The 21,562-nt window shown below is 72.0% G+C and carries 19 protein-coding genes; 10 read left to right on the top strand and 9 right to left on the bottom strand.

Features of this window, described 5'->3' with window-relative positions:
- Nucleotides 1-106: 106 nt before the first annotated feature.
- On the top strand, nucleotides 107-1,735 hold the full coding sequence (locus ABZ192_RS15920) for a succinic semialdehyde dehydrogenase (protein ID WP_356925106.1): 1,629 nt from the start codon (nucleotides 107-109) through the stop codon (nucleotides 1,733-1,735).
- A gap of 17 nt (nucleotides 1,736-1,752) precedes the next feature.
- Nucleotides 1,753-3,540, top strand: coding sequence for a GMC family oxidoreductase (locus tag ABZ192_RS15915; protein WP_356925105.1), 1,788 nt, complete (start codon nucleotides 1,753-1,755; stop codon nucleotides 3,538-3,540).
- 90 nt (nucleotides 3,541-3,630) lie between these two features.
- Here the strand turns inward: ABZ192_RS15915 and ABZ192_RS15910 are convergent, their stop codons facing one another.
- The gene (locus ABZ192_RS15910; RefSeq protein WP_356925104.1) at nucleotides 3,631-4,623 is read right to left on the bottom strand and encodes an LAETG motif-containing sortase-dependent surface protein; all 993 of its coding nucleotides are present in this window, start codon (nucleotides 4,621-4,623) and stop codon (nucleotides 3,631-3,633) included.
- Nucleotides 4,624-4,837: 214 nt separating this feature from the next.
- On the opposite strand from ABZ192_RS15910, the gene ABZ192_RS15905 reads away from it, so the two are divergent.
- Nucleotides 4,838-5,974 carry a hypothetical protein gene (locus tag ABZ192_RS15905; protein WP_356925103.1) on the top strand — a complete coding sequence of 379 codons (1,137 nt, stop codon included), beginning with the start codon at nucleotides 4,838-4,840 and terminating at the stop codon, nucleotides 5,972-5,974.
- A gap of 583 nt (nucleotides 5,975-6,557) precedes the next feature.
- On the opposite strand, the gene ABZ192_RS15900 is transcribed toward ABZ192_RS15905, so the two are convergent.
- Nucleotides 6,558-6,878 (bottom strand): chorismate mutase, encoded by a 321-nt coding sequence (locus ABZ192_RS15900; protein WP_356925102.1) that lies wholly within the window; start codon nucleotides 6,876-6,878, stop codon nucleotides 6,558-6,560.
- A 288-nt stretch (nucleotides 6,879-7,166) separates the two neighbouring features.
- Here ABZ192_RS15900 and guaA point away from each other — a divergent pair, with 288 nt between their 5' ends.
- The gene (guaA, locus tag ABZ192_RS15895; RefSeq protein ID WP_356925101.1) at nucleotides 7,167-8,747 is read left to right on the top strand and encodes a glutamine-hydrolyzing GMP synthase; all 1,581 of its coding nucleotides are present in this window, start codon (nucleotides 7,167-7,169) and stop codon (nucleotides 8,745-8,747) included.
- Between the two features lie 3 nt (nucleotides 8,748-8,750).
- On the opposite strand, the gene ABZ192_RS15890 is transcribed toward guaA, so the two are convergent.
- Nucleotides 8,751-9,224 carry a pyridoxamine 5'-phosphate oxidase family protein gene (locus tag ABZ192_RS15890; RefSeq protein ID WP_356925100.1) on the bottom strand — a complete coding sequence of 158 codons (474 nt, stop codon included), beginning with the start codon at nucleotides 9,222-9,224 and terminating at the stop codon, nucleotides 8,751-8,753.
- A 201-nt stretch (nucleotides 9,225-9,425) separates the two neighbouring features.
- Here ABZ192_RS15890 and ABZ192_RS15885 point away from each other — a divergent pair, with 201 nt between their 5' ends.
- Nucleotides 9,426-10,220 (top strand): class II aldolase/adducin family protein, encoded by a 795-nt coding sequence (locus ABZ192_RS15885; RefSeq protein WP_356925099.1) that lies wholly within the window; start codon nucleotides 9,426-9,428, stop codon nucleotides 10,218-10,220.
- Nucleotides 10,221-10,273: 53 nt separating this feature from the next.
- Here ABZ192_RS15885 and ABZ192_RS15880 read toward each other — a convergent pair whose 3' ends face one another.
- Nucleotides 10,274-11,170 carry a DUF4429 domain-containing protein gene (locus ABZ192_RS15880; RefSeq protein ID WP_356925098.1) on the bottom strand — a complete coding sequence of 299 codons (897 nt, stop codon included), beginning with the start codon at nucleotides 11,168-11,170 and terminating at the stop codon, nucleotides 10,274-10,276.
- Between the two features lie 237 nt (nucleotides 11,171-11,407).
- Between ABZ192_RS15880 and ABZ192_RS15875 the strand changes: the two genes are divergently transcribed.
- Nucleotides 11,408-12,718, top strand: a complete 1,311-nt coding sequence (locus ABZ192_RS15875; protein WP_356925097.1) for a hypothetical protein — start codon at nucleotides 11,408-11,410, stop codon at nucleotides 12,716-12,718.
- A gap of 168 nt (nucleotides 12,719-12,886) precedes the next feature.
- Nucleotides 12,887-13,417 carry a DoxX family protein gene (locus ABZ192_RS15870; protein WP_356925096.1) on the top strand — a complete coding sequence of 177 codons (531 nt, stop codon included), beginning with the start codon at nucleotides 12,887-12,889 and terminating at the stop codon, nucleotides 13,415-13,417.
- 73 nt (nucleotides 13,418-13,490) lie between these two features.
- On the opposite strand, the gene ABZ192_RS15865 is transcribed toward ABZ192_RS15870, so the two are convergent.
- Together ABZ192_RS15865 and ABZ192_RS15860 are read right to left on the bottom strand one after the other, a co-directional pair.
- A complete protein-coding gene (locus ABZ192_RS15865) occupies nucleotides 13,491-13,730 on the bottom strand; it encodes a hypothetical protein (protein WP_356925095.1) in 240 nt (79 codons plus the stop codon).
- On the bottom strand, nucleotides 13,717-15,192 hold the full coding sequence (locus ABZ192_RS15860) for a PspC domain-containing protein (protein ID WP_356925094.1): 1,476 nt from the start codon (nucleotides 15,190-15,192) through the stop codon (nucleotides 13,717-13,719). Before ABZ192_RS15860 ends, ABZ192_RS15865 begins: the two co-directional genes overlap by 14 nt.
- A gap of 177 nt (nucleotides 15,193-15,369) precedes the next feature.
- Between ABZ192_RS15860 and ABZ192_RS15855 the strand changes: the two genes are divergently transcribed.
- Both ABZ192_RS15855 and ABZ192_RS15850 read left to right on the top strand, forming a co-directional pair.
- Complete coding sequence (locus ABZ192_RS15855; RefSeq protein ID WP_356925093.1) at nucleotides 15,370-16,668, top strand: PspC domain-containing protein; 1,299 nt, start codon at nucleotides 15,370-15,372, stop codon at nucleotides 16,666-16,668.
- Nucleotides 16,665-17,408 (top strand): response regulator transcription factor, encoded by a 744-nt coding sequence (locus ABZ192_RS15850; RefSeq protein ID WP_356925092.1) that lies wholly within the window; start codon nucleotides 16,665-16,667, stop codon nucleotides 17,406-17,408. Before ABZ192_RS15855 ends, ABZ192_RS15850 begins: the two co-directional genes overlap by 4 nt.
- A 16-nt stretch (nucleotides 17,409-17,424) precedes the next feature.
- Here ABZ192_RS15850 and ABZ192_RS15845 read toward each other — a convergent pair whose 3' ends face one another.
- Nucleotides 17,425-18,492: an NlpC/P60 family protein gene (locus ABZ192_RS15845; protein ID WP_356925091.1), complete on the bottom strand. Its 1,068-nt coding sequence runs from the start codon at nucleotides 18,490-18,492 to the stop codon at nucleotides 17,425-17,427.
- A gap of 419 nt (nucleotides 18,493-18,911) precedes the next feature.
- Here ABZ192_RS15845 and ABZ192_RS15840 point away from each other — a divergent pair, with 419 nt between their 5' ends.
- Complete coding sequence (locus ABZ192_RS15840; protein WP_356925090.1) at nucleotides 18,912-19,265, top strand: hypothetical protein; 354 nt, start codon at nucleotides 18,912-18,914, stop codon at nucleotides 19,263-19,265.
- On the opposite strand, the gene ABZ192_RS15835 is transcribed toward ABZ192_RS15840, so the two are convergent.
- Nucleotides 19,243-20,256 (bottom strand): hypothetical protein, encoded by a 1,014-nt coding sequence (locus ABZ192_RS15835; RefSeq protein WP_356925089.1) that lies wholly within the window; start codon nucleotides 20,254-20,256, stop codon nucleotides 19,243-19,245. The genes ABZ192_RS15840 and ABZ192_RS15835 overlap by 23 nt on opposite strands.
- A gap of 110 nt (nucleotides 20,257-20,366) precedes the next feature.
- A complete protein-coding gene (locus ABZ192_RS15830) occupies nucleotides 20,367-21,554 on the bottom strand; it encodes an NlpC/P60 family protein (RefSeq protein ID WP_356925088.1) in 1,188 nt (395 codons plus the stop codon).
- Between the last annotated feature and the right edge of the window lie 8 nt (nucleotides 21,555-21,562).

Genomic DNA, 21,562 nt, shown 5'->3' with positions numbered 1-21,562 from the left:
GATCAGGGCGTTCGTTGCCAGCAGCCACTGGCGCCTTGTGTGCACTCGGTGAAGCCGTATTACCGACGGGTACCCAAAGACTCCGCCGGGGCATACCCTGCGGCTCATGACGGACGCGCACGCCCCGGAGAAGACCGGCACGGCACTGGCCGGCACGAACCCCCTCGCCCCCGCCCCGGAGGGCGCCCGCACCGCCGCCGACGTGGTCACCCCCGAGCTGGTCGCCCAGCTCACCAAGGGCGTGGCCGGCTCCGGCCGGACCGCCAACCACACGCCGTTCACCGGCGAGAAGCTGGCGGACCTCCCCGAGTCGACGCCCGAGGACGTGGCGAGGGCCTTCGAACTGGCCCGCGCCGCCCAGGCCGTGTGGGCACAGACCCCGGTGCGGCAGCGCGCGGCCGTCCTGCTGCGCTTCCACGACCTGGTGCTGGAACGCCAGGCCGAGGTGCTCGACCTGATCCAGCTGGAGACCGGCAAGGCCCGGCTGCACGCCCACGAGGAGGTCCAGGCCGTCGCGGTCGCCGCCCGCCACTACGGCCGCAAGGCCCCCGCCTATCTCCGCCCGAAGCGGCACGCCGGTGCCATGCCGACCCTCACCAAGGTCATCGAACGGCGTCACCCGCGCGGTGTCGTCGGCCAGATCGCGCCGTGGAACTACCCGCTGGAGCTGTCGGTCGGCGACGCGCTCCCCGCCTTCGTCGCGGGCAACGCGGTCGTCATGAAGCCCGACACGGAGACCTGCCTGACCGCCCTGTGGGCCCGTGACCTGTTGATCGAGGCCGGACTGCCCGCCGATGTCTTCCAGGTCGTGCTCGGCGACGGCCCGGTCGTCGGTCCGGAGGTCGTCCGGCACGCCGACTACGTCTCCTTCACCGGCTCCACCCGCACCGGCCGCGAGGTCGCCCAGGGCGCCGCCGCCCGGCTGGTCGGCGTCTCCCTCGAACTCGGCGGCAAGAACGCCATGCTGGTGCTGGAGGACGCCGACATCGAGAAGGCCGCGGCCGGCGCGGTCCGTGCCTGCTTCTCCTCGGCGGGCCAGCTGTGCATCTCCATCGAGCGGCTCTTCGTCCACGAGTCGATCGCGGACGCCTTCCTGGAGCGCTTCGCCGCCCGCACGAAGGCCATCCGCCTCGGCACGTCGCTGGCGTACGGCGCCGACATGGGCTCCCTGGTCGGCGAACGCCAGCTGGAGACCGTCACGCGGCACGTCGAGGAGGCGGTCGCCAAGGGCGCGAAGGTCGTCGCGGGCGGCGTGGCCCGACCGGACATCGGCCCGTACTTCTTCGAGCCCACGATCCTCGACGGGGTCGCCGCGGACATGTCCGTCTGCACGGAGGAGACGTTCGGCCCCGTCGTCTCGGTCTACCGCTTCACGAGCGAGGACGAGGCGATCGAGCGCGCCAACGCCACCGCGTACGGCCTGAACTCCTCGGTGTGGACGAAGAACGGCCGACGCGGCCAGGAGGTCGCCGCCCGTCTGCGCACCGGCACCGTCAACATCAACGAGGGGTACGCCCCCGCGTACGGCAGTGTCCAGTCGCCGATGGGCGGCATGAAGGACTCCGGCCTCGGCCGCCGCCACGGCGCCGAGGGCATCCTCAAGTACACCGAGGCCCAGACGGTCGCCCACCAGCGAGTCCTGCCGATGGCCCCCTCGCTGGGCATGGACGACGAGAAGTACGCCCAGTTCATGAGCAGGAGCCTGCGCCTGATGAAGGCGTTCCGGTTCCGGTGATGCAGCGAGGAGAGCACGTGCCTCAGGACGCTTACGACTACGACGTCATCGTGGTCGGCTCCGGCTTCGGCGGCTCGGTGACCGCCCTGCGCCTCACGGAGAAGGGCTACAAGGTCGGCGTCCTGGAGGCCGGCCGCCGCTTCACCCGTGAGTCCCTCCCGAAGAACTCCTGGGACCTCAAGAACTACCTCTGGGCGCCGAAATTCGGCATGTACGGCATCCAGCGCATCCACCTGCTGGGCAACGTCATGGTCCTGGCCGGAGCGGGCGTCGGCGGCGGCTCCCTCAACTACGCCAACACCCTCTACGTCCCGCCGAAGCCGTTCTTCGAGGACCCGCAGTGGCGGGACATCACGGACTGGCAGGAGGAGCTCAAGCCGTACTACGACCAGGCCCGGCGCATGCTCGGCGTCCGGCTCAACCCGACCATGACCCCGTCCGACGTGCACCTGAAGGCCGCCGCGGAACGCATGGGCTGCGGCGACTCCTTCCACCTCGCACCGGTCGGCGTCTTCTTCGGCGACGGCGAGGACGCGGACGGCACGGCGAAGGCGAAGCCGGGTCAGGAGGTGCCCGACCCCTACTTCGGCGGGGCGGGCCCGGCCCGCAGGGCCTGCGCGGAGTGCGGCGAGTGCATGACCGGCTGCCGCCACGGCGCGAAGAACACCCTCAACGAGAACTACCTGTACCTCGCCGAGAAGGCCGGCGCGGTCGTCCACCCCCTGACGACGGTCGTCTCGGTCACCGACGACTCGCGCGGCGGGTACGCGGTCGCCACCCTGCCCACCGACAACCGCCGCAAGGCCAAGGGCCGGACCTACCGGGCCCGCCAGGTCGTCCTTGCCGCCGGCACCTACGGCACCCAGACGCTGCTGCACCGCATGAAGGCCGGCGGCCAACTGCCGCGCATATCGGACAAGCTGGGCGGGCTGACCCGCACCAACTCCGAGGCCCTGGTCGGCGCCCAGACCGACGACCGGCGCTACCGCAAGGCGCACGGCGCGCCGAAGGCCGACTTCACGCGGGGCGTGGCCATCACGTCCTCGATCCACCCGGACGAGAACACCCACATCGAGCCCGTCCGCTACGGCAAAGGCTCCAACTCGATGGGCAGCCTGTCGATCCTCCAGGTCCCGTACGCCGGGAGCGACTCGGGCACCTCACGGGTCCTGGGCTTCCTCGCCCACGCGGCGAAACACCCCTTGCTGGTGCTGCGCTCCCTGTCCAACCGCCGCTGGTCGGAGCGGACCATCATCGGCCTGGTGATGCAGTCGCTGGACAACTCCCTGACGACGTACCTCAAACCGTCGGGCGTCGGCCGCGGCCTGCTCACCGCCCGCCAGGGCCACGGCGCGCCCAACCCGAAGCAGATCAAGGCGGCCACGGAGAGTGCGTCGGCACTCGCCGCCGAGATCAACGGCTTCGCCGGCTCGAACGTCGGCGAACTGATGGGCACCCCGCTCACGGCCCACTTCCTGGGGGGCTGCCCGATCGGTGACTCCCGCGAGACCGGCGTGATCGACCCGTACCACCGCCTCTACGGCCACCCGGGCATCTCGGTGGTCGACGGCGCCGCCGTCTCCGCCAACCTGGGCGTCAACCCGTCCCTCACCATCACCGCCCAGGCCGAGCGGGCCATGTCGTTCTGGCCCAACAAGGGCGAGCCGGACCCGCGACCCCGGCAGGGCGCGGCCTACGAGCGTCTCCAGCCGGTCGAGCCGAAGTCCCCGGCGGTCCCGGCGGAGGCGTTCGGCGCGCTGCGGCTGCCGTTCCTGGGCATGCCCGCCGTACCGCCGAAGAACTGACCGGCAGCGGACAGCAGAAGAGGGACCTGCGCCCCCCTCCGAGCGCAGGTCCCTCTTCCGCTGGTGCAACGGCCTGCCGGCCGCTGTGGCTTACGCCTGGACGCCGGCCTTGCGACGACGCACGACGAAGATCGCGCCGGCACCGGCGACGACCGCGGCACCGCCGACGAGGCTGATCATCGGCAGGGCGGAGCTGGAGCCGGTCTCGGCGAGGCTGCCGGTGACCTCCGGCGTGTTGCCGCTGGGCTTCTCGTCGGTGACGGGCGCCTTGCCGCCTTCGGTCGGCTTGGTGCCACCGGTGTCCGTGCCGGCCGCGACGATCTGGAACTTGTACGACACGTCGCCGAAGCCGGTGCACTCGTCGTCGTCGTCGCCGTAGATCGTCGCGCCGAGCGAGAAGCCGGCGCCGACCGGGGCGGACGGCTTGACGTTGAGGCGCAGCGGGATGTTGACCTGGTAGTCGGGCTTCAGCTCGTCGGTGTAGCCGACGTAGCCGACCGCGTAGCCGCCCTCGTTGAGGTCGACCCAGATCTTGTCCTGGGGGTCCCAGGCCTGGAGCTGGACCTGCTTGCTGGAGAACAGCTCCTCGCCGTTCTTGTCGGGGGAGGCCCCGGCGAAGAAGTCGAGGTCGTTGAGCGTGGAGTCGGAGTTGTTGACCACGTTCAGCGAGAACTTGTGCCAGCCGCTGCCCGCCGCGATCTTGCCGGGCAGACCGGAGATGCTGACGTCGACCTTGGTGTCCTCGCACACGGAGGGCTCGGGGTCGGGGGACTCCGACTCCTCGGGCTCGGAGGCGCTCGGCGCCGGGGAGGACTCGCTGGTGGAGGGGCTCGGGGACGTGGACGTGCTCGGCGCCGGGGAGGACTCGCTGGTGGACGGGCTCGGGGACGTGGACGTCTCGGGAGCGGACTCGCTGGTGGAGGGGCTCGGGGACGTGGACGTCTCGGGAGCGGACTCGGTCACGGACGTGCTCGGCGACGGCGACGTTTCGTCAGTCGCGTACGCGGCCGGTGCCGCGAGCAGTGCGACCGGGGCTATGACCGCCGTTGCGGCCGCTGCTGCCATGGCGCGGCGAAGCTTCATGAAGACCTCGGAGAGTCCGGGCGTACCGCAGGATGCGGTACGAACGTTGGGGGAGGCCTCCGCGTGTGGGGCGCGGGAGTGCCCTTGGTTCGGCAGGTTTGATCCGTGACACCTGTGAATGGTTGTGCTGGCATTCACAGAATTTTTATGTGGGCTGAGTCACACTCAAGACCTTCTTGTGAAGGCGCCGCCCACCCGCTTAGATCTTGACTTCGTGTCTGAAACGCCGTCCGACGATGAGCCGTCGGCCTCGGAGCTCCCCGACGACGTCTGGGAGCAGTTCATCCGCGACGCCGAGCGGAACAGCCATGCCTCAGCCCCGAAGGAGCCGTCCGCACGGGCGCGCATGGTGACGGAGCGGCTGAGGCAGCAGGAGGCCCGGGGCGAGTCGCCTCCCGGGTGGCGAACGGGCCCCGCCTGGCAGGAGATGAACGGCCGGACGGCGCGGCGCCGCAAGCTGTGGGCCGTCCTCGGTGTGCCCGTCGCCGTCGCCGTCGCGCTGGTGGCGCTGAAACCGTCGCTGCTGCCCGGCGACCCCTTCGGCACGGACGAGTCGTCGGCCGCTGCCTCACCGCTGCCCGACGAGACCGCGGCCCCCAGTGCCGCGCCCGGGGCGTCGGACCCCGAAATGCCCACCCTGGACAAGCCGTTCGCCGGCTCCCCGGCGCTGCGCTGGGCCGACGGCGAGGCCGGCATCGTGCTGCCCGAGGCCAAAGCCGTCGGACCGGTCCCGAAGGACCGTGTGGAGCAGGCACTGAAGCTGACGAAGAAGCTGCTGGTGGGCGCCAACCTCGACCCGAAGGCGGTGCGCGGCGCCCGTCCCGAGGCCGCGCTCTCCGTGCTCGACCCCAAGCAACCCGACGTCCTCGACGACCTCGGCATCGCCCTGCGCTCACCGAGCAGGAAGCACGACCCGGTGACGCTGTTCAGCCGCTTCGACCCCGACGAGGTACGTCCGGTCGGCGACGTGATCAAGACCCGTGGCCGCATGACCTTCGAGAAGGGATCGCACGGGGGCGTCGCCGTGCGCGCCGACTACACCTTCGTCTACCCCGTCGTACGGGCCGACGGCCCCACCGAGGTCACCCGCACCATCGTGCGCCGGGTGCTCGAGGCCGAACTCGCCGACCCCGCGCGGTACCAGGTCACCGAGGGCCGGCTGCTGCTCCTGGAGTACGACCAGGAGATCGGCAACTCCTCCTGCGACGTCTACGACGGCTATCTGCACCCGGAGTTCCCGTCGAGCCGGCCCACGGGCGCGGCGCCGAGCGGGCCGACGACGGATCCGTACGACCGGAGCAAGGACATCGACCGCGACCCGGACGAGTGCGGGACGGTCTCGCGCACCTGACGGCCTTCGGGGCGACGGCGCGCCCCGGGCCGACTGCCGGCGCAGAGCGAAAGGCCCCGCGGAGTGGAGCCGCGGGGCCTTTCTTCTCGTCAGCACCGACGTCAGGGCAGCGCCGGTGCCTGGAAGCGGCGCCGGGGGGTGCGCCGCTGGTCTGTACCTCTGGCAATGGGGCAATGCGGGTGCCCGCGGGGGGACTTGGGCTGTCTACGCATCGTGCTGGATGAACGCGGCGCCCGCAACCTTTCGATCCAGCCTTGTGCATTTTTGCAAGGTCCGCCGGTCGGCCCCGGGCGTCCCCGGAGCCGACCGTTCTCTTGGGTGACCGGGCTGCTGTCCCCTGCCGTCCGGTCACTTCCCTGGAGCGAGGTCCCACGACGCACGGCACGATCCGTACGTCTCATCGCTCCAGCGAGCCACGCGTGGTTTCTCTCGGGCCCGCGCCTGGCTGGCACGGACACCGGGACCAACGAAGCGGCCCGCGGGACGGTCACGCGCCGTACGGGTGAGAAGGGGGCGCACGTCTGTCCCGGGAACGTCTTTCCTGGGAGGTCTTTCCCGGGAGGTCTTTCCTGGGTACGGGGTTTCAGATCCGGCCCCGGCACAGCTCCAGGAGGGTCATCGCGAGGGCGGTGCCCGGCTTGCCCAGCGCCTCCCGGTAGCGGCCGAGGACCTCCATCTCGCGGGAGAGGTTCACGCGCCGGCCGCCGGAGGAGATCCGGGCCTCCTGGATGACGGCGGAGACCGCCGCCCGTTCCTGGATCAGGCCGATGATCCGGTCGTCCAGCGCGTCGATGCGCTCACGCGCGCCGCTGATCACGCCGGCGGCCTCGGGGGTACGGGCACCGGTCACGTCGGTGGCGTTCATGGGGGCTCCTTGTCGTCGAGGGGTGCCCCGGAGCGGCACGGCCCGGACGACGGCAGACGCCCCGGGCCTTGTCGGCCCGGGGCGCCTGGGAAGTCGCTTGTCAGTTGCTCAAGCAGCACGACCATGGCAGCCGGCGGGCCGGGTGCCATAGGTAAAGACGAACGTCTGGTGCTGGAGCATGGGGCAAGTATGCCCCGCTCCCCGGGGGCGTCCAACCCGGTTCGCATCCTGAGACGGCCCCGGCTCCCGGCGCCCGGACGACGCCCCCCGGCACCCCGGTAGAATCGGGTGGCACAAGACCCCCGCCCCACCGCCGGAAGGCACCCTGTGTCATCAGCGACTCCCGCTGCCAGCGCCGCCGACACCGTCCTGGTCGTCGACTTCGGCGCGCAGTACGCCCAGCTCATCGCCCGTCGTGTCCGCGAGGCGCGGGTCTACAGCGAGATCGTGCCGAGCACCATGCCGGTCGCCGAGATGCTCGCCAAGAACCCCGCGGCGATCATCCTCTCCGGCGGCCCCTCGTCGGTCTACGAGGAAGGCGCCCCGCGCCTGGACCGCGCGCTCTTCGAGGCCGGCGTCCCCGTCTTCGGCATGTGCTACGGCTTCCAGCTGATGGCGCGCACCCTCGGCGGCACCGTCGACAACACCGGAGCCCGCGAGTACGGCCGCACCGACCTGCACGTCTCCAAGTCGTCCTCCACCCTCTTCGAGGGCACCCCCGCCGAGCAGGCCGTCTGGATGTCGCACGGCGACGCCTGCTCCGCCGCCCCCGAGGGCTTCTCCGTCACGGCCTCCACGGACGTCGTCCCGGTCGCCGCCTTCGAGAACGACGAGAAGAAGCTGTACGGCGTCCAGTACCACCCCGAGGTGATGCACTCCACGCACGGACAGCAGGTGCTGGAGCACTTCCTGTACCGGGGCGCGGGCCTGACCCCCTCCTGGACCACGGGCAGCGTCATCGAGGAGCAGGTCGCCGCCATCCGTGAGCAGGTCGGCGACAGGCGCGCCATCTGCGGGCTGTCCGGCGGCGTGGACTCCGCGGTCGCCGCGGCCCTCGTCCAGAAGGCCATCGGCTCCCAGCTGACCTGCGTGTACGTCGACCACGGCCTGATGCGCAAGGGCGAGACCGAGCAGGTCGAGAAGGACTTCGTCGCCGCGACCGGCGTGCAGCTGAAGGTCGTGGACGCGGAGGAGCGGTTCCTGTCTGCTCTGAAGGGGGTCTCCGACCCCGAGGAGAAGCGGAAGATCATCGGCCGCGAGTTCATCCGGGTCTTCGAGCAGGCCCAGGCCGAGATCATCGCGGACGAGGGCCCGGCGGTGGAGTTCCTCGTCCAGGGCACCCTCTACCCGGACGTGGTCGAGTCCGGCGGCGGCACCGGCACCGCCAACATCAAGTCCCACCACAACGTCGGCGGCCTCCCCGAGGACCTCGAGTTCCAGCTCATCGAGCCGCTGCGCAAGCTCTTCAAGGACGAGGTCCGCATGGTCGGCCAGGAGCTCGGCCTGCCGGACGAGATCGTCCAGCGCCAGCCCTTCCCCGGCCCCGGCCTCGGCATCCGGATCGTCGGCGAGGTCACCAAGGAGCGCCTGGACCTGCTGCGCGAGGCCGACGCCATCGCCCGCGAGGAGCTCACGGCGGCCGGCCTCGACCGGGACATCTGGCAGTGCCCGGTGGTCCTCCTCGCGGACGTCCGCAGCGTCGGCGTCCAGGGTGACGGCCGTACGTACGGCCACCCGATCGTCCTGCGGCCCGTCTCGTCCGAGGACGCGATGACCGCCGACTGGTCGCGGCTGCCGTACGACGTCCTCGCGAAGATCTCGACCCGGATCACCAACGAGGTGCGTGACGTCAACCGCGTCGTCCTCGACGTGACCTCGAAGCCGCCGGGGACGATCGAGTGGGAGTGACCCCTACGTGCGCTTGATCGTGCGCAGGGGCTCGCCGGGCGTCCAGATCTGGACGACGAGGAACTTGTCGTCCTCGACGTAGGTCCGTACGACCTCCGTGAGCTCGGTGCGGAAGAGGTGGAACGGCTCCGGCGGTTCCACCTCTTCGACGTACCGCGCCTTCGTCTCCACGTCGTCGATCTCGATCGCCCGCCCGCTGATCCGCACGTCGCCGCCGCCCATGCCCGTGCCCTCCCCGGGGTTCGCCTGGAGCGCGAAGCGCGGGTCGCGGCGCAGGTCGAGCGCCTTGAGCGAGTCCGGCATCATGCCGAGCCACAGCTCGCCGTTCAGGAAGCGCACCTCCAGGCCGCTGGTGCGGGGCGAGCCGTCCTTCCGGAGGGTGGCGAGGACGTGGTGGGTGTAGGCGCCGAAGCGCTTCTCGACGGTGTCGGCCATGTCCGGCTCGGTAGTGGCGAAAGCCGCCCAGTTCGCTGTCATGGGGAGAGTGTCGCGCCGAAATCCGACATCTTCTGTCGGCTATTCGTGGGGTCGTGGAGACCGGGGGCAAAAGGGACGCGCACGGGTGCGCACGGGGCGTTCGCCGGTGCGCTGGTCTCATCTTCACCAAACGGTTCTGTTCTTTCCGACCCGACCGGCGGTAGCTTCCGCCCCGTACGTAGAACCATCGCTGGAGGACCTATGCACGGGCCCACCCCGCCCCTGCCGTTGCCCACCGACCGGCTGCGGTTCGCGATGCCGCCCATGCACGAGTCGGTGGAGGACGAACGCCGGCACCGCAAGGAACGGCTCGCGGGCGCCCTGCGGATCTTCGGGCGGCTCGGCTACGAGGACGGCGTGTCCGGGCACATCACCGCCCGCGACCCCGAGTACACCGACTGCTTCTGGGTCAACCCGTTCGGGATGCCCTTCCGGCACGTCACCGTGAGCGACCTGGTGCTCGCCAACCAGGACGGCCAGGTCGTCGAGGGCGGCTACCACGTCAACCAGGCCGCCTTCACCGTGCACGCCCAGGTCCACGCCGCACGCCCCGACGTGGTCGCCGTCGCCCACTGCCACTCGGTGCACGGCCGGGCGCTCGCCGCCCTCGGCGAGCTGCTGGAGCCGATCACCCAGGAGAGCTGCGCCTTCTACGAGGACCACACCCTCTACGACGCCTACACCGGCGTCGCCGTCGACGCCGAGGAGGGGCGGCGCATCGCGGCCGCGCTCGGCTCCCGCAAGGCGCTCGTGCTGCGCAACCACGGGCTGCTGACCGTCGGAGACTCGGTGGACGCCGCCGCCTGGTGGTTCGTGTCGATGGAACGGTCCTGCCAGGTGCAGCTGACCGCGCAGGCCGCCGGGCGGCCGGTCCGCATCGACCACCGGATGGCGGTGGCGACGCGGGAGCAGTTGGGGGGCGACCTGGTTGCGTGGATCAACTACCAGCCGATGTGGCAGGAGGTCAGCCGGAGCGAGCCGGATCTGCTGAGCTGAGCTGAGTCGAGCTGAGTTGAGTCGAGCTGAGGTGAATTGGCGCGGCCCGTCCGTCAGAAGCCGCGGAGCACCACTGCCTTCGTCCTCGCGAACTCCTCGTCGGTGAGCACGCCCTCCCGGTACAGCTCGCCCAACTCGCGGAGGCGGCGCAGCAGTACGTCGTGGTGGTCGGCCGCGGGCGGTACGGCGCCGGCCGGGCGGGAGCCGTGCGCGCCGTCCTCGTGGTTCCCGGCCGCGGCGCGGGTGGACGGGTGCGGCAGCCGGGCGGTGACCGCCGTCGCCACCAGTGCGGTCAGCAGGTCGCGGCGGACGCTGCCCCACAGGTCCAGGGCGTACGGGTCCTTCTCCGGCGGCAGTTTCGAGAACACCGTCTCGCGGGTCACGAAACGCAGGAAGCCGTCCTCGTGACCGGAGTTCGGCAGCCACTCGACCCGCACCAGGTCGCCCAGGTCGATGACGCGCGGGCCGGTGGCGCGCTTGACCCGCTCGGAGGTGTCGGCCCAGTCGATCCGTACCCGGGTCCCGTCGAAGGAGACCGTCCCGTCGGACGAGCGCACCGACACCGGAACCGGCGGGCCCGGCAGCAGATAGGCCTTCGCCGGTTCCTTCGGGACCTGGTCGAGAAGCAGCGCGCGCCGGATCTCCTCGGCGACGTACTCGGCGACCCCCGTACGGTCGACGTCCACCGCCAGCCGGTACGGATCGGCCGCGTCCGGCAGCCGCCCGCCGGTCGCCTGGAGCAGCGGGTCGGCGCCCTCCCGGAGCCGCAACCGGAGCCGTCCGCGTTTGCGTTCCGCTTCGAGGACGACACCCGAGACCGCCTCCAGCGGCACGGCGATCTCTCCGTACGTCTGCCGGAACAGCGGCACCGAGCGGTGCAGACCGGGCGTGATCCGGACCGTAGTGCCGTCGAAGGCCCAGGTCCCGTCACGCTGGATGATCTCGGCCATAAGGGAATTCTCGCAGCCGGGTCAACTTGCCGCGCCGAACTTCACCCGTGTTGACCAGACCGGGCGGACGCGGACCAGGTGGTGAAGGGATAATCCGCTGTCGTCGCACGGGAGTTGTGCAGCGGTGTTTCCGGGGTCCGGAAGACCGACGGTGGTTGGGTCGCGGGAAGGCGGGCGTCGGGCGTGACGGTGCGCGAGGCGGGACAGGGTGGTGCGCCCGGGGGTGTGCGGGGTGGGATGCACGGCAGTGTGGACGGTGGTGTGCACGGCAGTGTGGACGGTGGTGTGCACGGCAGTGTGGACGGTGGTGTGCACGGAGGTGGGTGCGCCTGCGGGGACTGTCCGCACGGGGCGCGTGAGGGGCATCGGAGGGCCGTCGCCGCGTTTCTGCGCAGGCGCGACGAGTTCGCGGCCGGGCAGGGGCTGCCGGCCGCGGTGGCCCACTCCGCCTCGGCCTCCCGGCAGTGGGTCTCGGAGGAACTGGCGCAGTCCGCGGAACTCGTCGCCGAGCGCGGCCGGGCCGAGGGCCGGGCCTGGCTGGCCGGCCTCTGGCGCCGCACGGCGGGGGTCGTGTGGGCGGCCGTCGTGCTGTTGCTGCTCGGGCAGGCCCTCACCGCGGTCGGCGCGGGCTGGACGGCCGCCCGTACGGCCGGGCTGGCCGCCGCACTCGTGGTCGCCGGGGCGCTGACGGCGGCGTCATGGTTCCACCGGGCGAAGGGCGGTGCGCTCGCGCCCCTCATCGGTGAGGACAACCGGCTGTCCACCTCCCGTACGGTCGCCGGGGCGTGGGTGCTCTTCGTGGCCTACTCGGTGCTCGTGCTGGCCGGGCGGCTGGCGGGCGCCTCCCGGCACGCCGACCGGGACGCGCTGATCTCCGGGCTGGAACTCGCCCGCGGGGCGGGGGTCGTGACCGTGCTCGCCGTGGTGTGCGGGATCGCCGTGCTCGTGCGGCGGGTGGTCGGGCTGCGGGTGCTGGCGCAACGGCTCCAGAAGGTACCCGCCGACCGGCCGCGAGCCGCCGACCTGCTGACCGACGACGCGGGCCGGGGCACCTTCGCCGACATCCAGTACGTCGTGATCAGCGCCGTCGCCCTGGTCTTCGCGGCGGTACGGCTGGCCCGGCGGCCGGACCAGTTGCCGGACCTGCCGTGGGGGCTGGCGGTGGTCGTCCTGGTGTCGGCGGCGACGTACCTGGCCGGCAAGTACGCGGAGGGGGGCCGGCCGGTCATCCTCTCCGTCGTGCGGTCGCGGGAGGCGGGCGATCTGGACGGGCCGATCCGCACGGGTGACGACATCGAGATCCGGGGCGCCGGGTTCGTACCGCCGGGTGCGCAGGGCGCGGACCGGCTGGCCCGGATGGTCGTCCGCGTCGGTGCCGTGCACGTCCACGTCCCGTTGGTGCCGGTGCCCGGGGGGTTCGACAACCCGACGGACACACTGCTGACCGTGCCGGTACCGGCGGATGTGGAGCCGGGACGGGTCGAGGTACAGGTGGTCACGGCGGCGGGGGTGGAGACGAACCGGTACGCGGTCGATGTGACGGAGTGACGGAGTGACGGCTGCCGGTCCCCGGCACCCACGCCGATCACCCGGAAGTGCCGGTCGCCTGGCCGCCAGTAACAAAACCCGCCGCACAGGATTGAGCGGGGTCGGTTTGTCGTACGTATGGTCGTTGAGGGGGTCTCGGCACCGGCGGGCGAGAGGCGGCTAGCAGCGATGACTCACGGCATGAGAACGGACACGCACACCCCCCACTTCGGCAGCGGAGGAGACTGGCGGGACACCGCCGTCCGCTATGCCCTCCTTCCCCTACGGCTCTTCCTCGGCGTCACCTTCATCTATGCCGGCCTGGACAAACTCACCGACAGCGCCTTCATGCAGGACTCCGGTTCCGGCTCGATCGGCGACATGATGCGCGCCGTCCGCGACTCCTCCGCCATCCCCGCCCTGGTGGACCTCTCACTGAAGAGCCCCGTCGGCTTCGGCTACGCCATCGCCTGCGGCGAACTCGCCGTCGGCATCGGCACCCTGCTCGGCCTGTTCGCCCGGCTGGCCGCACTCGGCGGCGCGCTGATCTCCCTCAGCCTGTGGCTGACCGTGAGCTGGGCGTCCGACCCGTACTACTACGGCAACGACCTCGCCTACCTCATGGCCTGGATCCCCCTCGTGCTCGCGGGCGCTCCCCTGTTCTCCCTGGACGCCGCCTTGCGGTCGCGGCGACGGCACAGGACAGGGGACTACCGGTAGCACACGCCGTGGGTTGTGCGGCGGCGTGGCCTGTGCGGCAGCGTGACCTGTGCGGCGGTGGCTTGCCCTGTCGTCAGGCCGCCATGTCCGGGCCGGGCTCGTCGGTGGTACGGCCCGCCCCCCGGCGCCGGCGTATCCGGCCCGTCAGGAACGCCACCGCGCCGGCCAGGAACAGCCCGCCCGTGACGAGGGGTATCGCCACGAACCACGGTGTCTCCCAGGCGCCGCCCGCGTCTCCCGCGTAGAGCACGCCCACCAGGGTGAGGACGGCGCCGGCGACCAGCTTTCCGGGCTGGAGTTCATGACGCAGCACGGGCCACCTCCGCCTGTCCCATGCCGACCTGGAGATCCAGGTCGATGGTGCCCGACTTCTTGACGCCCTGGGCGGGGGAGAGGGTCATCTCCTTGTGCTGGCCCGGTTTCACGTCCACGTCCTTCGCGTCGTCGCCCGGCAGCTGCAGGTCTCCGAGCCCGACGTCAACGCTCAGCCGCACGGTCACGTCCTCGGGCACCACCACCTTCACCCGGCCCACACCGACGTCGGCGCGGGTCGTGACCGTCCTGTTCCGGTCCACGTCCACCCTCGACAGGTCCAGGGTGCCGACGCCCGTGCCCAGGTCGTACTGCCGCTGCACGTCCGCCACGGTCGTGGGCTGCCATGTCGTGCGGGTCCACTGCGTGCCGATGTCCTTGGGCAGTGCCGCCGAGCCGGCGAGCAGGCCCGCCGTGATGATCGCCAGGAGGATCGAGCCGGCGCCGGTCCGCCCCAGGAAGGCGCTGACCGCTATGCCCAGGCCCAGAACGGCGAGCGCGCAGGACAGGCCGGTCTGCACACTTGTGCCGAGCGGGTGGTCGTCCCAGGTCAGGTTCGTGCCCAGGGCGCCCGCGAGCAGGGCCAGCAGGAAGACCCAGCCGCCGATCCAGCGGGGGCCGCGCGGCTCGGGCGGCTGGGTGCGCGGGACGGGTATGTCCTCGCGGTCGGGGGCCTCGGTGCCGCGGCTGATGTTGATGGCAGCGGCGACGTCCAGGTCGCGGGTGTCGCGCGGGCCCCAGAGGTAGCCCGTGCCGCCGATGTGGGTGCCGTCCTTGACGATGGGGTCGCGCCACCAGGACGGGTAGGTGATGAACACCGGCGGCGCCTGGGGTTCGGGCGGGGCGTCGGCGACGGCCTGGGCGGCCAGCGGGTCGGGGCTGGGGGCACCGCGCTGGCGCGACCAGTAGCCGGCGCCCGCGAGGAGGAGGGAGAGGACGACGGCGAAGGTCAGCACCCCGCCGTTGTTCAGCATGGTCAGGAACACGCCGCAGCCGACCAGCGCGAACAGCACCGCGGTCAGGGCCTGGCCGTCGACGCGGCCGGTCAGCAGCTTGCGCACCTCGTTCTCGTCCTCGTCGTCGTAGGGCACGACGAGCCAGGCGAAGCCGTAGAAGAGCAGGCCGATGCCGCCGGTGGCGGAGAGCACCGCGAGGGTGATCCGGAAGATCACCGGGTCCATGTCGCACCGCCGCCCGAGCCCGGCGCAGACGCCGGCCAGGGCCTTGTTGCGGCGGTCGCGCCGGAACCTGTGCGGTGGCCCGGGCGGGGCTTCCGCCGCGGGGCCGGCCGCGTCGGGCGTGGCTCCCCTCTGTTCTCCCGCGCCCGCGGGCCCGTGCGCGGGCGGAGGCGCGGGGGAGGCGGCGCCCGCGGCGGGCGCGGCATCCTGCGGCCCGGCGCCCGGTGCGGGGCGCGGGCCGGAGCCGGGTCCCGGACCCGTCGCGGCGTGCTCGTGATCGGTCATGGGTCCATGGTGACGGGCGCGGCGGCGCCGCGGCAGCCGGAATGACCCTGGCCCGACCCTGATATCGGCCCTGAGGGACGGCTCGGGAAGCGTTCGAAGGCCCGGGTCCGGAGATCAGGGGAGTCTCCGGGGCCGACCCTGATGCTCCGGCCTGCCGGCCGTGTGACCATCAATGGCATGTCGGAAGCCGCAGCAGCGCCACTCGCCGAACCGCGGCCGCCGCGCAAGCTCTACCGCAGCAGTGACGGACGCTGGCTCGGTGGTGTGGCGCGAGGGCTCGCCGGGCACCTCGGGCTGCCCGTGATCTGGGTACGGCTCGTCTTCGTCGGCCTGTTCATGGCCGACGGCCTCGGTGCGCTGCTGTACGCCGCGTTCTGGTTCTTCGTCCCGCTCGGCGTCGGCGGCGTCGAGGCGCAGAAGCAGAAGCCGCCGTCGCTGGCCGCCTCGGAGACCTCGCCCGACGGCCGCCGCAGACTCGTCGCCCGCAGGCCGGACAAGGGCCAGATCGTGGCCCTGCTCCTCATGGTCGTCGTGGCCATGGTGTTCGTGGGCAATGTGAACCTCAGCGGTGGGGCCAGGGCGTATCTCTGGCCGGCGGTGCTCGTCGGCGCGGGCGTCGCCCTGGTCTGGCGGCAGGCCGACAACGCCCGCCGGGCCCGCTGGGTCGAGGTCGGCCGCCGCCGGCGCACTGTCACGCTGCTGCGCTCGGTGGGCGGTGTGCTGCTGGTGACGGCCGGCGTCTCCGGCATCTTCGTCCTGCAGGGCTCCGCCGCCCACCTCGGCTCAGTCCTCCAGGCGGCCCTCGCGGTCCTCGTGGGGATAACGCTTCTCGCCGGGCCGTATCTGGTGCGCATGACCCAGGACCTCTCCGAGGAGCGCCTGATGCGCATCCGCGCCCAGGAGCGCGCGGAGGTCGCCGCGCATGTGCACGACTCGGTGCTGCACACCCTCACCCTGATCCAGCGCAACGCGGAGAACGCGAGCGAGGTGCGCCGCCTCGCCCGCGCCCAGGAGCGCGACCTGCGCACCTGGCTGTACAAGCCGGAGGGCACCGGCAAGGACGAGGCGGACGAACCCACCACCCTCGCCGACGCCGTGCGGCGCAACGCGGCCGAGGTGGAGGACAAGCACGGCGTGCCCATCGAGGTCGTGGTCGTGGGCGACTGCCCGCTCGACGAGAGAATCAGCGCGCAGATGCAGGCCGCGCGCGAAGCAATGGTGAACGCCGCCAAGTACGGTGGCGAGGGCGGAGCCGTACAGGTCTTCGCCGAGGTCGAGGGGAAGACGGTCTTCGTGTCCGTCCGTGACCGCGGCCCCGGCTTCGACCTCGACTCGATACCCGCCGACCGGATGGGTGTCAGAGAATCGATCATCGGCCGCATGGAGCGCAACGGCGGTACGGCGCGACTGCGCGCGGTGCCGGACGGCGGCACGGAGGTCGAGCTGGAGATGGAGAGGGCGGAGAAGACGTCATGAGCGACCCGACCGAGGCGAACGGTACGGCGGGATCGGCGGAGGCGCCCGGGCCCGCGGAGTCGGACGGCGGCACCGGCGGGCGTCGCGTGCGCGTGGTCCTCGTCGACGACCACCGCATGTTCCGTACGGGGGTCCAGGCCGAGATCGGCCAGACCGAGCAGACCGGTGTCGAGGTCGTCGGCGAGGCCGCGGACGTCGACCAGGCGGTCACGGTCATCACCGCGACCCGGCCCGAGGTGGTCCTCCTCGACGTGCACCTGCCCGGTGGCGGCGGTGTCGAAGTGCTGCGCCGCTGCGCCCCGTTGATGGCCGACGCCGAGCAGCCCGTCCGTTTCCTGGCGCTGTCCGTGTCGGACGCCGCCGAGGACGTGATCGGCGTGATCCGCGGCGGGGCCCGCGGATACGTCACCAAGACGATCACCGGCACGGACCTCGTCGACTCCATCTTCCGTGTCCAGGAGGGCGACGCGGTGTTCTCCCCGCGGCTGGCCGGGTTCGTCCTCGACGCCTTCGCCTCCACGGACGCGCCGCCGGTCGACGAGGATCTGGACCGCCTCACCCAGCGCGAGCGCGAGGTGCTGCGGCTCATCGCCCGGGGGTACGCGTACAAGGAGATCGCCAAGCAGCTGTTCATCTCCGTGAAGACGGTCGAGTCCCATGTCTCGGCGGTCCTCCGCAAGCTCCAGCTCTCCAACCGGCACGAGCTGACGCGCTGGGCGACGGCCCGCCGACTGGTGTGACCCGGGCGCCGCCCTGTCACACCACCCGGGTGGCGCCTGTGAACGGCATCTCGTCGAGCGGGGCGACCCGGACCGGGGCGGACGGGTTCGGCGCGTGGATCATCCGGCCGTTGCCCACATAGATGCCGACGTGACTGATGCCGGCGTAGAAGAACACCAGGTCGCCGGGGAGCAGTTCGGAGCGGGAGACGCGGCGGCCCGCGTCGATCTGGGAGTACGTCGTGCGGGGCAGGGCGACGCCCGCGGAGCGGTAAGCCGCCTGGACGAGGCCCGAGCAGTCGAAGGCGTTCGGGCCCGTCGCTCCCCAGACGTAGGGGCTGCCGAGCTTCTGGTAGGCGTAGGACACGGCGGCGGCCGCGCGGGAGTTGGGCGCCTGCGCGCTGACGGACCCGGGGGCGGCCAGGTGGTCACGCGCACCTGCCGAGGAGCGTGAGGCGCGGTCCGTGCCCCTCGTGTCGCCGATGCGGGCACGTTCCTGCACGGTGAGCCGGGACAGCAGCCGGCGCGCGGAGCCCAGCTTGCCGGTGATCGTCTTCTTGTGCCGTCTCAGCTCCGTCTGCCGCGATTTCAGGGAGGTCAGCTCGATGTGGGCGGCCCCGCGCAGCTGCTCGATCTCCCGGAGCTGCTGCCGTACGCGCGCGACGTCGGCCTGCTGCCGGTTTCCGGCCCGCTCGGCGAACTCGGCGTTGTCGAGGTACCGGTCGGGGTCGTCGGACAGCACGAGCTGGAGCGCGGGGTCGAGGCCGCCCGCGCGGTACTGGGCGGCGGCGACCGAGCCCAGCGCCTCGCGGGCGGAGTTGAGCCGCCCCTCCTTGCGTGCCGCCTGGTCCTGGAGGTCCTTCAGCCGCTGTCCGGCCGCCTCGGCCTTCTCCTTCACGCCGTTGTACTTCTCGGTGGCGACCTCCGCCTCCTGGTACAGCTCGTCCACCTTGGCCTTGACCTGGCCGGGGGTGAGCTCGGGTTCGGCGTGTCCGGTGCCGTCGAAGCCCGTCGCGGTCGCCGCGCCCGCGAGGGCGATCGTGGCGGCCGTACGGGCCGTGTTGCCGCTCGCGGAGCGCCGGCGGGGCTTGCGGTGCGCTGCCACCTGGGGGGCACGTCCTTTCCTGCGACCGCCGGCGGGTGCGTGCGGCCGCCGGGGGAGCGGACGGGCGGCGCGCGTCCGGCGGCGGCCCGCACAGGGGAAGCGGACCGCCGCCGGACCTTTCGGCGGTGGTGTCCGACTGCCGCCCCTGGCCCGGGCGGCGGTGGGGAGCCGGGCACCTGGTGGAGGACGCTAAACCTCGCCGCGGTGGCCCGGTGGCGGGTGCGCGGAAGTGTCCCGAGAGGACCGGTGGTGACCGTATGCGACCGTGATCCCGTCTCCCCGCCGTCGACTTAACTCAGTGTGATGACCGATGCGCCGAATCACGGGCGCAGGGCGGCGGACGGGTGCTATGGGGCGCATATATGCATCCGACGGGCCGGTGCGGGCGGCTGTGGAGGCCCTGATTAGGCTCCGGCCTCATGGACGTACTCATCCACCTCTTCGTCGGCCTCCACATCATCGGCATCGCAGCCCTCCTGGGCGGCTTCCTCTCCCAGATGAAGGCGATGGGCGCGGGCACCGCCCGCTACACCCCCGCGATGCTGCACGGCGCGCTGACGATGCTGGTCACCGGTGTGATCCTGGTCGGCCTCAACCAGGCCGACGACCAGTCCGTGAACAACATCAAGATCGGCGTCAAGCTGGCCCTGCTGATCGTGATCCTCGGCCTGGTCTACGTGAAGCGGGACGACGAGAAGGTGGACAAGGGCCTGTTCGGCCTGGTCGGGGCGCTGACCGCGGCGAACGTCTTCATCGCTGTGCTCTGGACCTGACCCGCCCGGGCGCGGCATAGGCCCGGGCGGAGGCGACCGCCCAGGCGGTGGCCCCGAGCCACGCGGCCACCGCGATCCACAGCAGCACCTCCCCGAGGCCGTCGAGCCAGGAGACGTCGAGGGCGGCGGCGACGGCCAGGGTCGCCGCCGCCGTCTTGGCCCAGGTGAACACCGTCGCCCAGCGGCGGATGTCGGTGCGGGGGCGGGGGCGCAGGAACTCGGCGGCGAGCAGGACGGCGCAGCCGGCCAGTGTGACCACGAGCAGCACGACGGTCACATCGCGCAGGACACCGCGGTCGTCGACGTTCCACAGGTACAGGCGCGCGCTGTCGGAGCTGATCAGCCGCGCCCCGGCCAGCGCCGAGAGGGCGAGCGCCCCGCCCGCGAGCCAGTGGTCACCGCGCCCCTCGGCCACCTGCCGCACATCGAAACGGGCCAGGGCGAGGACGTACAGCACGAGCCCCAGCCAGAACAGCACCAGCGCCGCGTGCGCGAGCCAGGCCGCCGACTCGGCCGCGGCGAGCGTGGCACCGAGCACGGCGAGCCCCTGCGTGGCCATGCAGCGCGCGAACACCGTCCCGGGCCTGCGCCGCTGCCCGTCCTGCGCCGGGAGGACCAGCGGCACCGGCCAGAGCAGCACGGCCAGTACCAGCAGGACCGCGGCCAGGGACTGCGCGTCGGCCGCCGAGAAGCCGGTGCCCAGGACGGCCGTCGCCGCCACGGTGGTGAGGGCGGCCGTCGCCACGGTGTCCACCAGGCCCGGAACCCCCGCGTACGCCCGCCATCTCGTGCCCGCCAGCAGCAGCCGCAGCGTGAAGTCGGCGGCCAGCAGCAGCCAGGCAGCACAGGCCAGACCGAGGGCGATACGGGAGAGGCCGTCGTACCCCGCCAGGTCCAGACCGACCGACAGGGTGCCCGTCGCCAGCACGGCGGCGGCGGCGGACGGCGCGCGCTGTGCCCACCAGGCGGTGGAGGGGGAGGGGCCGGCCATGGGCCCGATGCTAGGAGGCGCCGCGCGCGTTGCGGGCGGGGCACGCGCGCGGGCGCCTCAAAAACGCGAGAGCACCCTCACGCGCGCGTGCCCGCCATGACGTACGGCCCTCAGGCCGGCCGCACCACGCTGTGGATCGCCGACTCGCCGTCGTAATAGATCGACTCCTCGCGCACGTAGGTGCCGGGCTTCGGGGCGTGGATCATCATGCCGTTGCCGATGTAGATGCCGACGTGGGTGACGTCGTCGTAGAAGAAGACCAGGTCACCGGGCTGGGCGTCGGCCAGCGGGACCGTGGTGCCGGCGTTGACCTGGTCGTAGGTCGTGCGCGGCAGGGTGACGCCCGCGGCCTTCCAGGCGGCCTGGGTGAGCCCGGAGCAGTCGTAGGAGCCGGGTCCGACGGCACCCCAGACGTACGGCTTGCCGATCTGGGCGCGGGCGAAGGCGAGCGCCTTCTCGGCCTTGGTGGCGTACGAGGAGTCGGCCGGGGCGGTCGAGGTGGACGAGCCGGAGCCCGTGGACGAGGACGAGCCCGTGGACGAGGAGCCGCTGTCCTGCTGCTGGGCGGCCTGCTCCTGCGCCTGCTGCTGCGCGGCCTGCTGCCGGGCCAGCTCGGCGGCCTTGCGGGCGGCCTCCTGCTGCTTCTCCCGCTCGATCGCCGCGAGCCGTGCCTTCTCCTCGGCGGTCAGCTTCGAGAGCAGGTCGCGCGCGTCGGCGAGCTTCCGCTGGACGGTGGCCTTGGCCGTCTTCAGGTCGCCCTGGGCCTCGGTGAGCGTCTCGAGGCTCTCGGTGGCCTCCTGGCGCTTCTTCATCGTCTCGGACTGCTGGGTGACGTAGTCGTCGACCGCGACCTTCTGACGGCCGGTCATCCGGTCCATCAGCTGGGTCTGGTCGAAGTAGTCCTGCGGGGTGTCCGCGAGCAGGAACGTCGCCGTGTCCGGGGCGGAGGCGCCGGTGCGGTACTGGGCGGCGGCGAAGGAACCGAGTTCCTCCCGTGCCTCGTTGAGCTTCTGGGTGCGCTTGGCGACGTCGTCGAGGAGGGTGTCGACGCGCTTGCGCTGCTTGGTGGTCTTCTCCTTGGCCGAGTTGTACTTGTCGGTCGCCGACTCGGCCTGGCGGTACAGGTCGTCGACCTTCTTCTCGACTTCCTCGAGACTCGGCTTGTCGTCGGCCTCGGGGGCGGCGTTGGCCGACTGGGACAGCAGGGCGACGGACGTGAGGGCCGCCGTTGCCAGGGCGGGGGTCCGTATGCCTGCGACGCGCGTACCAGCGGGACGCGACTTGCGGTGCGACGCCAAGGGAGGCG

Origin of the sequence: Streptomyces sp. NPDC006235 (genome assembly GCF_040613735.1) — a bacterium.
GTDB lineage: Bacteria > Actinomycetota > Actinomycetes > Streptomycetales > Streptomycetaceae > Streptomyces.
This window is presented reverse-complemented; position numbering and strand designations above follow the sequence as displayed.

Bases quoted from the DNA above. Each gene is read 5' to 3' on its own strand.
- ABZ192_RS15920 (WP_356925106.1), top strand. From the start codon at position 107: ATGACGGACGCGCACGCCCCGGAGAAGACCGGCACGGCACTGGCCGGC.
- ABZ192_RS15910 (WP_356925104.1), bottom strand. From the start codon at position 4,623: ATGAAGCTTCGCCGCGCCATGGCAGCAGCGGCCGCAACGGCGGTCATA.
- ABZ192_RS15890 (WP_356925100.1), bottom strand. From the start codon at position 9,224: ATGACAGCGAACTGGGCGGCTTTCGCCACTACCGAGCCGGACATGGCC.
- ABZ192_RS15885 (WP_356925099.1), top strand. From the start codon at position 9,426: ATGCACGGGCCCACCCCGCCCCTGCCGTTGCCCACCGACCGGCTGCGG.
- ABZ192_RS15880 (WP_356925098.1), bottom strand. From the start codon at position 11,170: ATGGCCGAGATCATCCAGCGTGACGGGACCTGGGCCTTCGACGGCACT.
- ABZ192_RS15875 (WP_356925097.1), top strand. From the start codon at position 11,408: ATGCACGGCAGTGTGGACGGTGGTGTGCACGGCAGTGTGGACGGTGGT.
- ABZ192_RS15870 (WP_356925096.1), top strand. From the start codon at position 12,887: ATGACTCACGGCATGAGAACGGACACGCACACCCCCCACTTCGGCAGC.
- ABZ192_RS15860 (WP_356925094.1), bottom strand. From the start codon at position 15,192: ATGACCGATCACGAGCACGCCGCGACGGGTCCGGGACCCGGCTCCGGC.
- ABZ192_RS15855 (WP_356925093.1), top strand. From the start codon at position 15,370: ATGTCGGAAGCCGCAGCAGCGCCACTCGCCGAACCGCGGCCGCCGCGC.
- ABZ192_RS15850 (WP_356925092.1), top strand. From the start codon at position 16,665: ATGAGCGACCCGACCGAGGCGAACGGTACGGCGGGATCGGCGGAGGCG.
- ABZ192_RS15840 (WP_356925090.1), top strand. From the start codon at position 18,912: ATGGACGTACTCATCCACCTCTTCGTCGGCCTCCACATCATCGGCATC.
- ABZ192_RS15835 (WP_356925089.1), bottom strand. From the start codon at position 20,256: ATGGCCGGCCCCTCCCCCTCCACCGCCTGGTGGGCACAGCGCGCGCCG.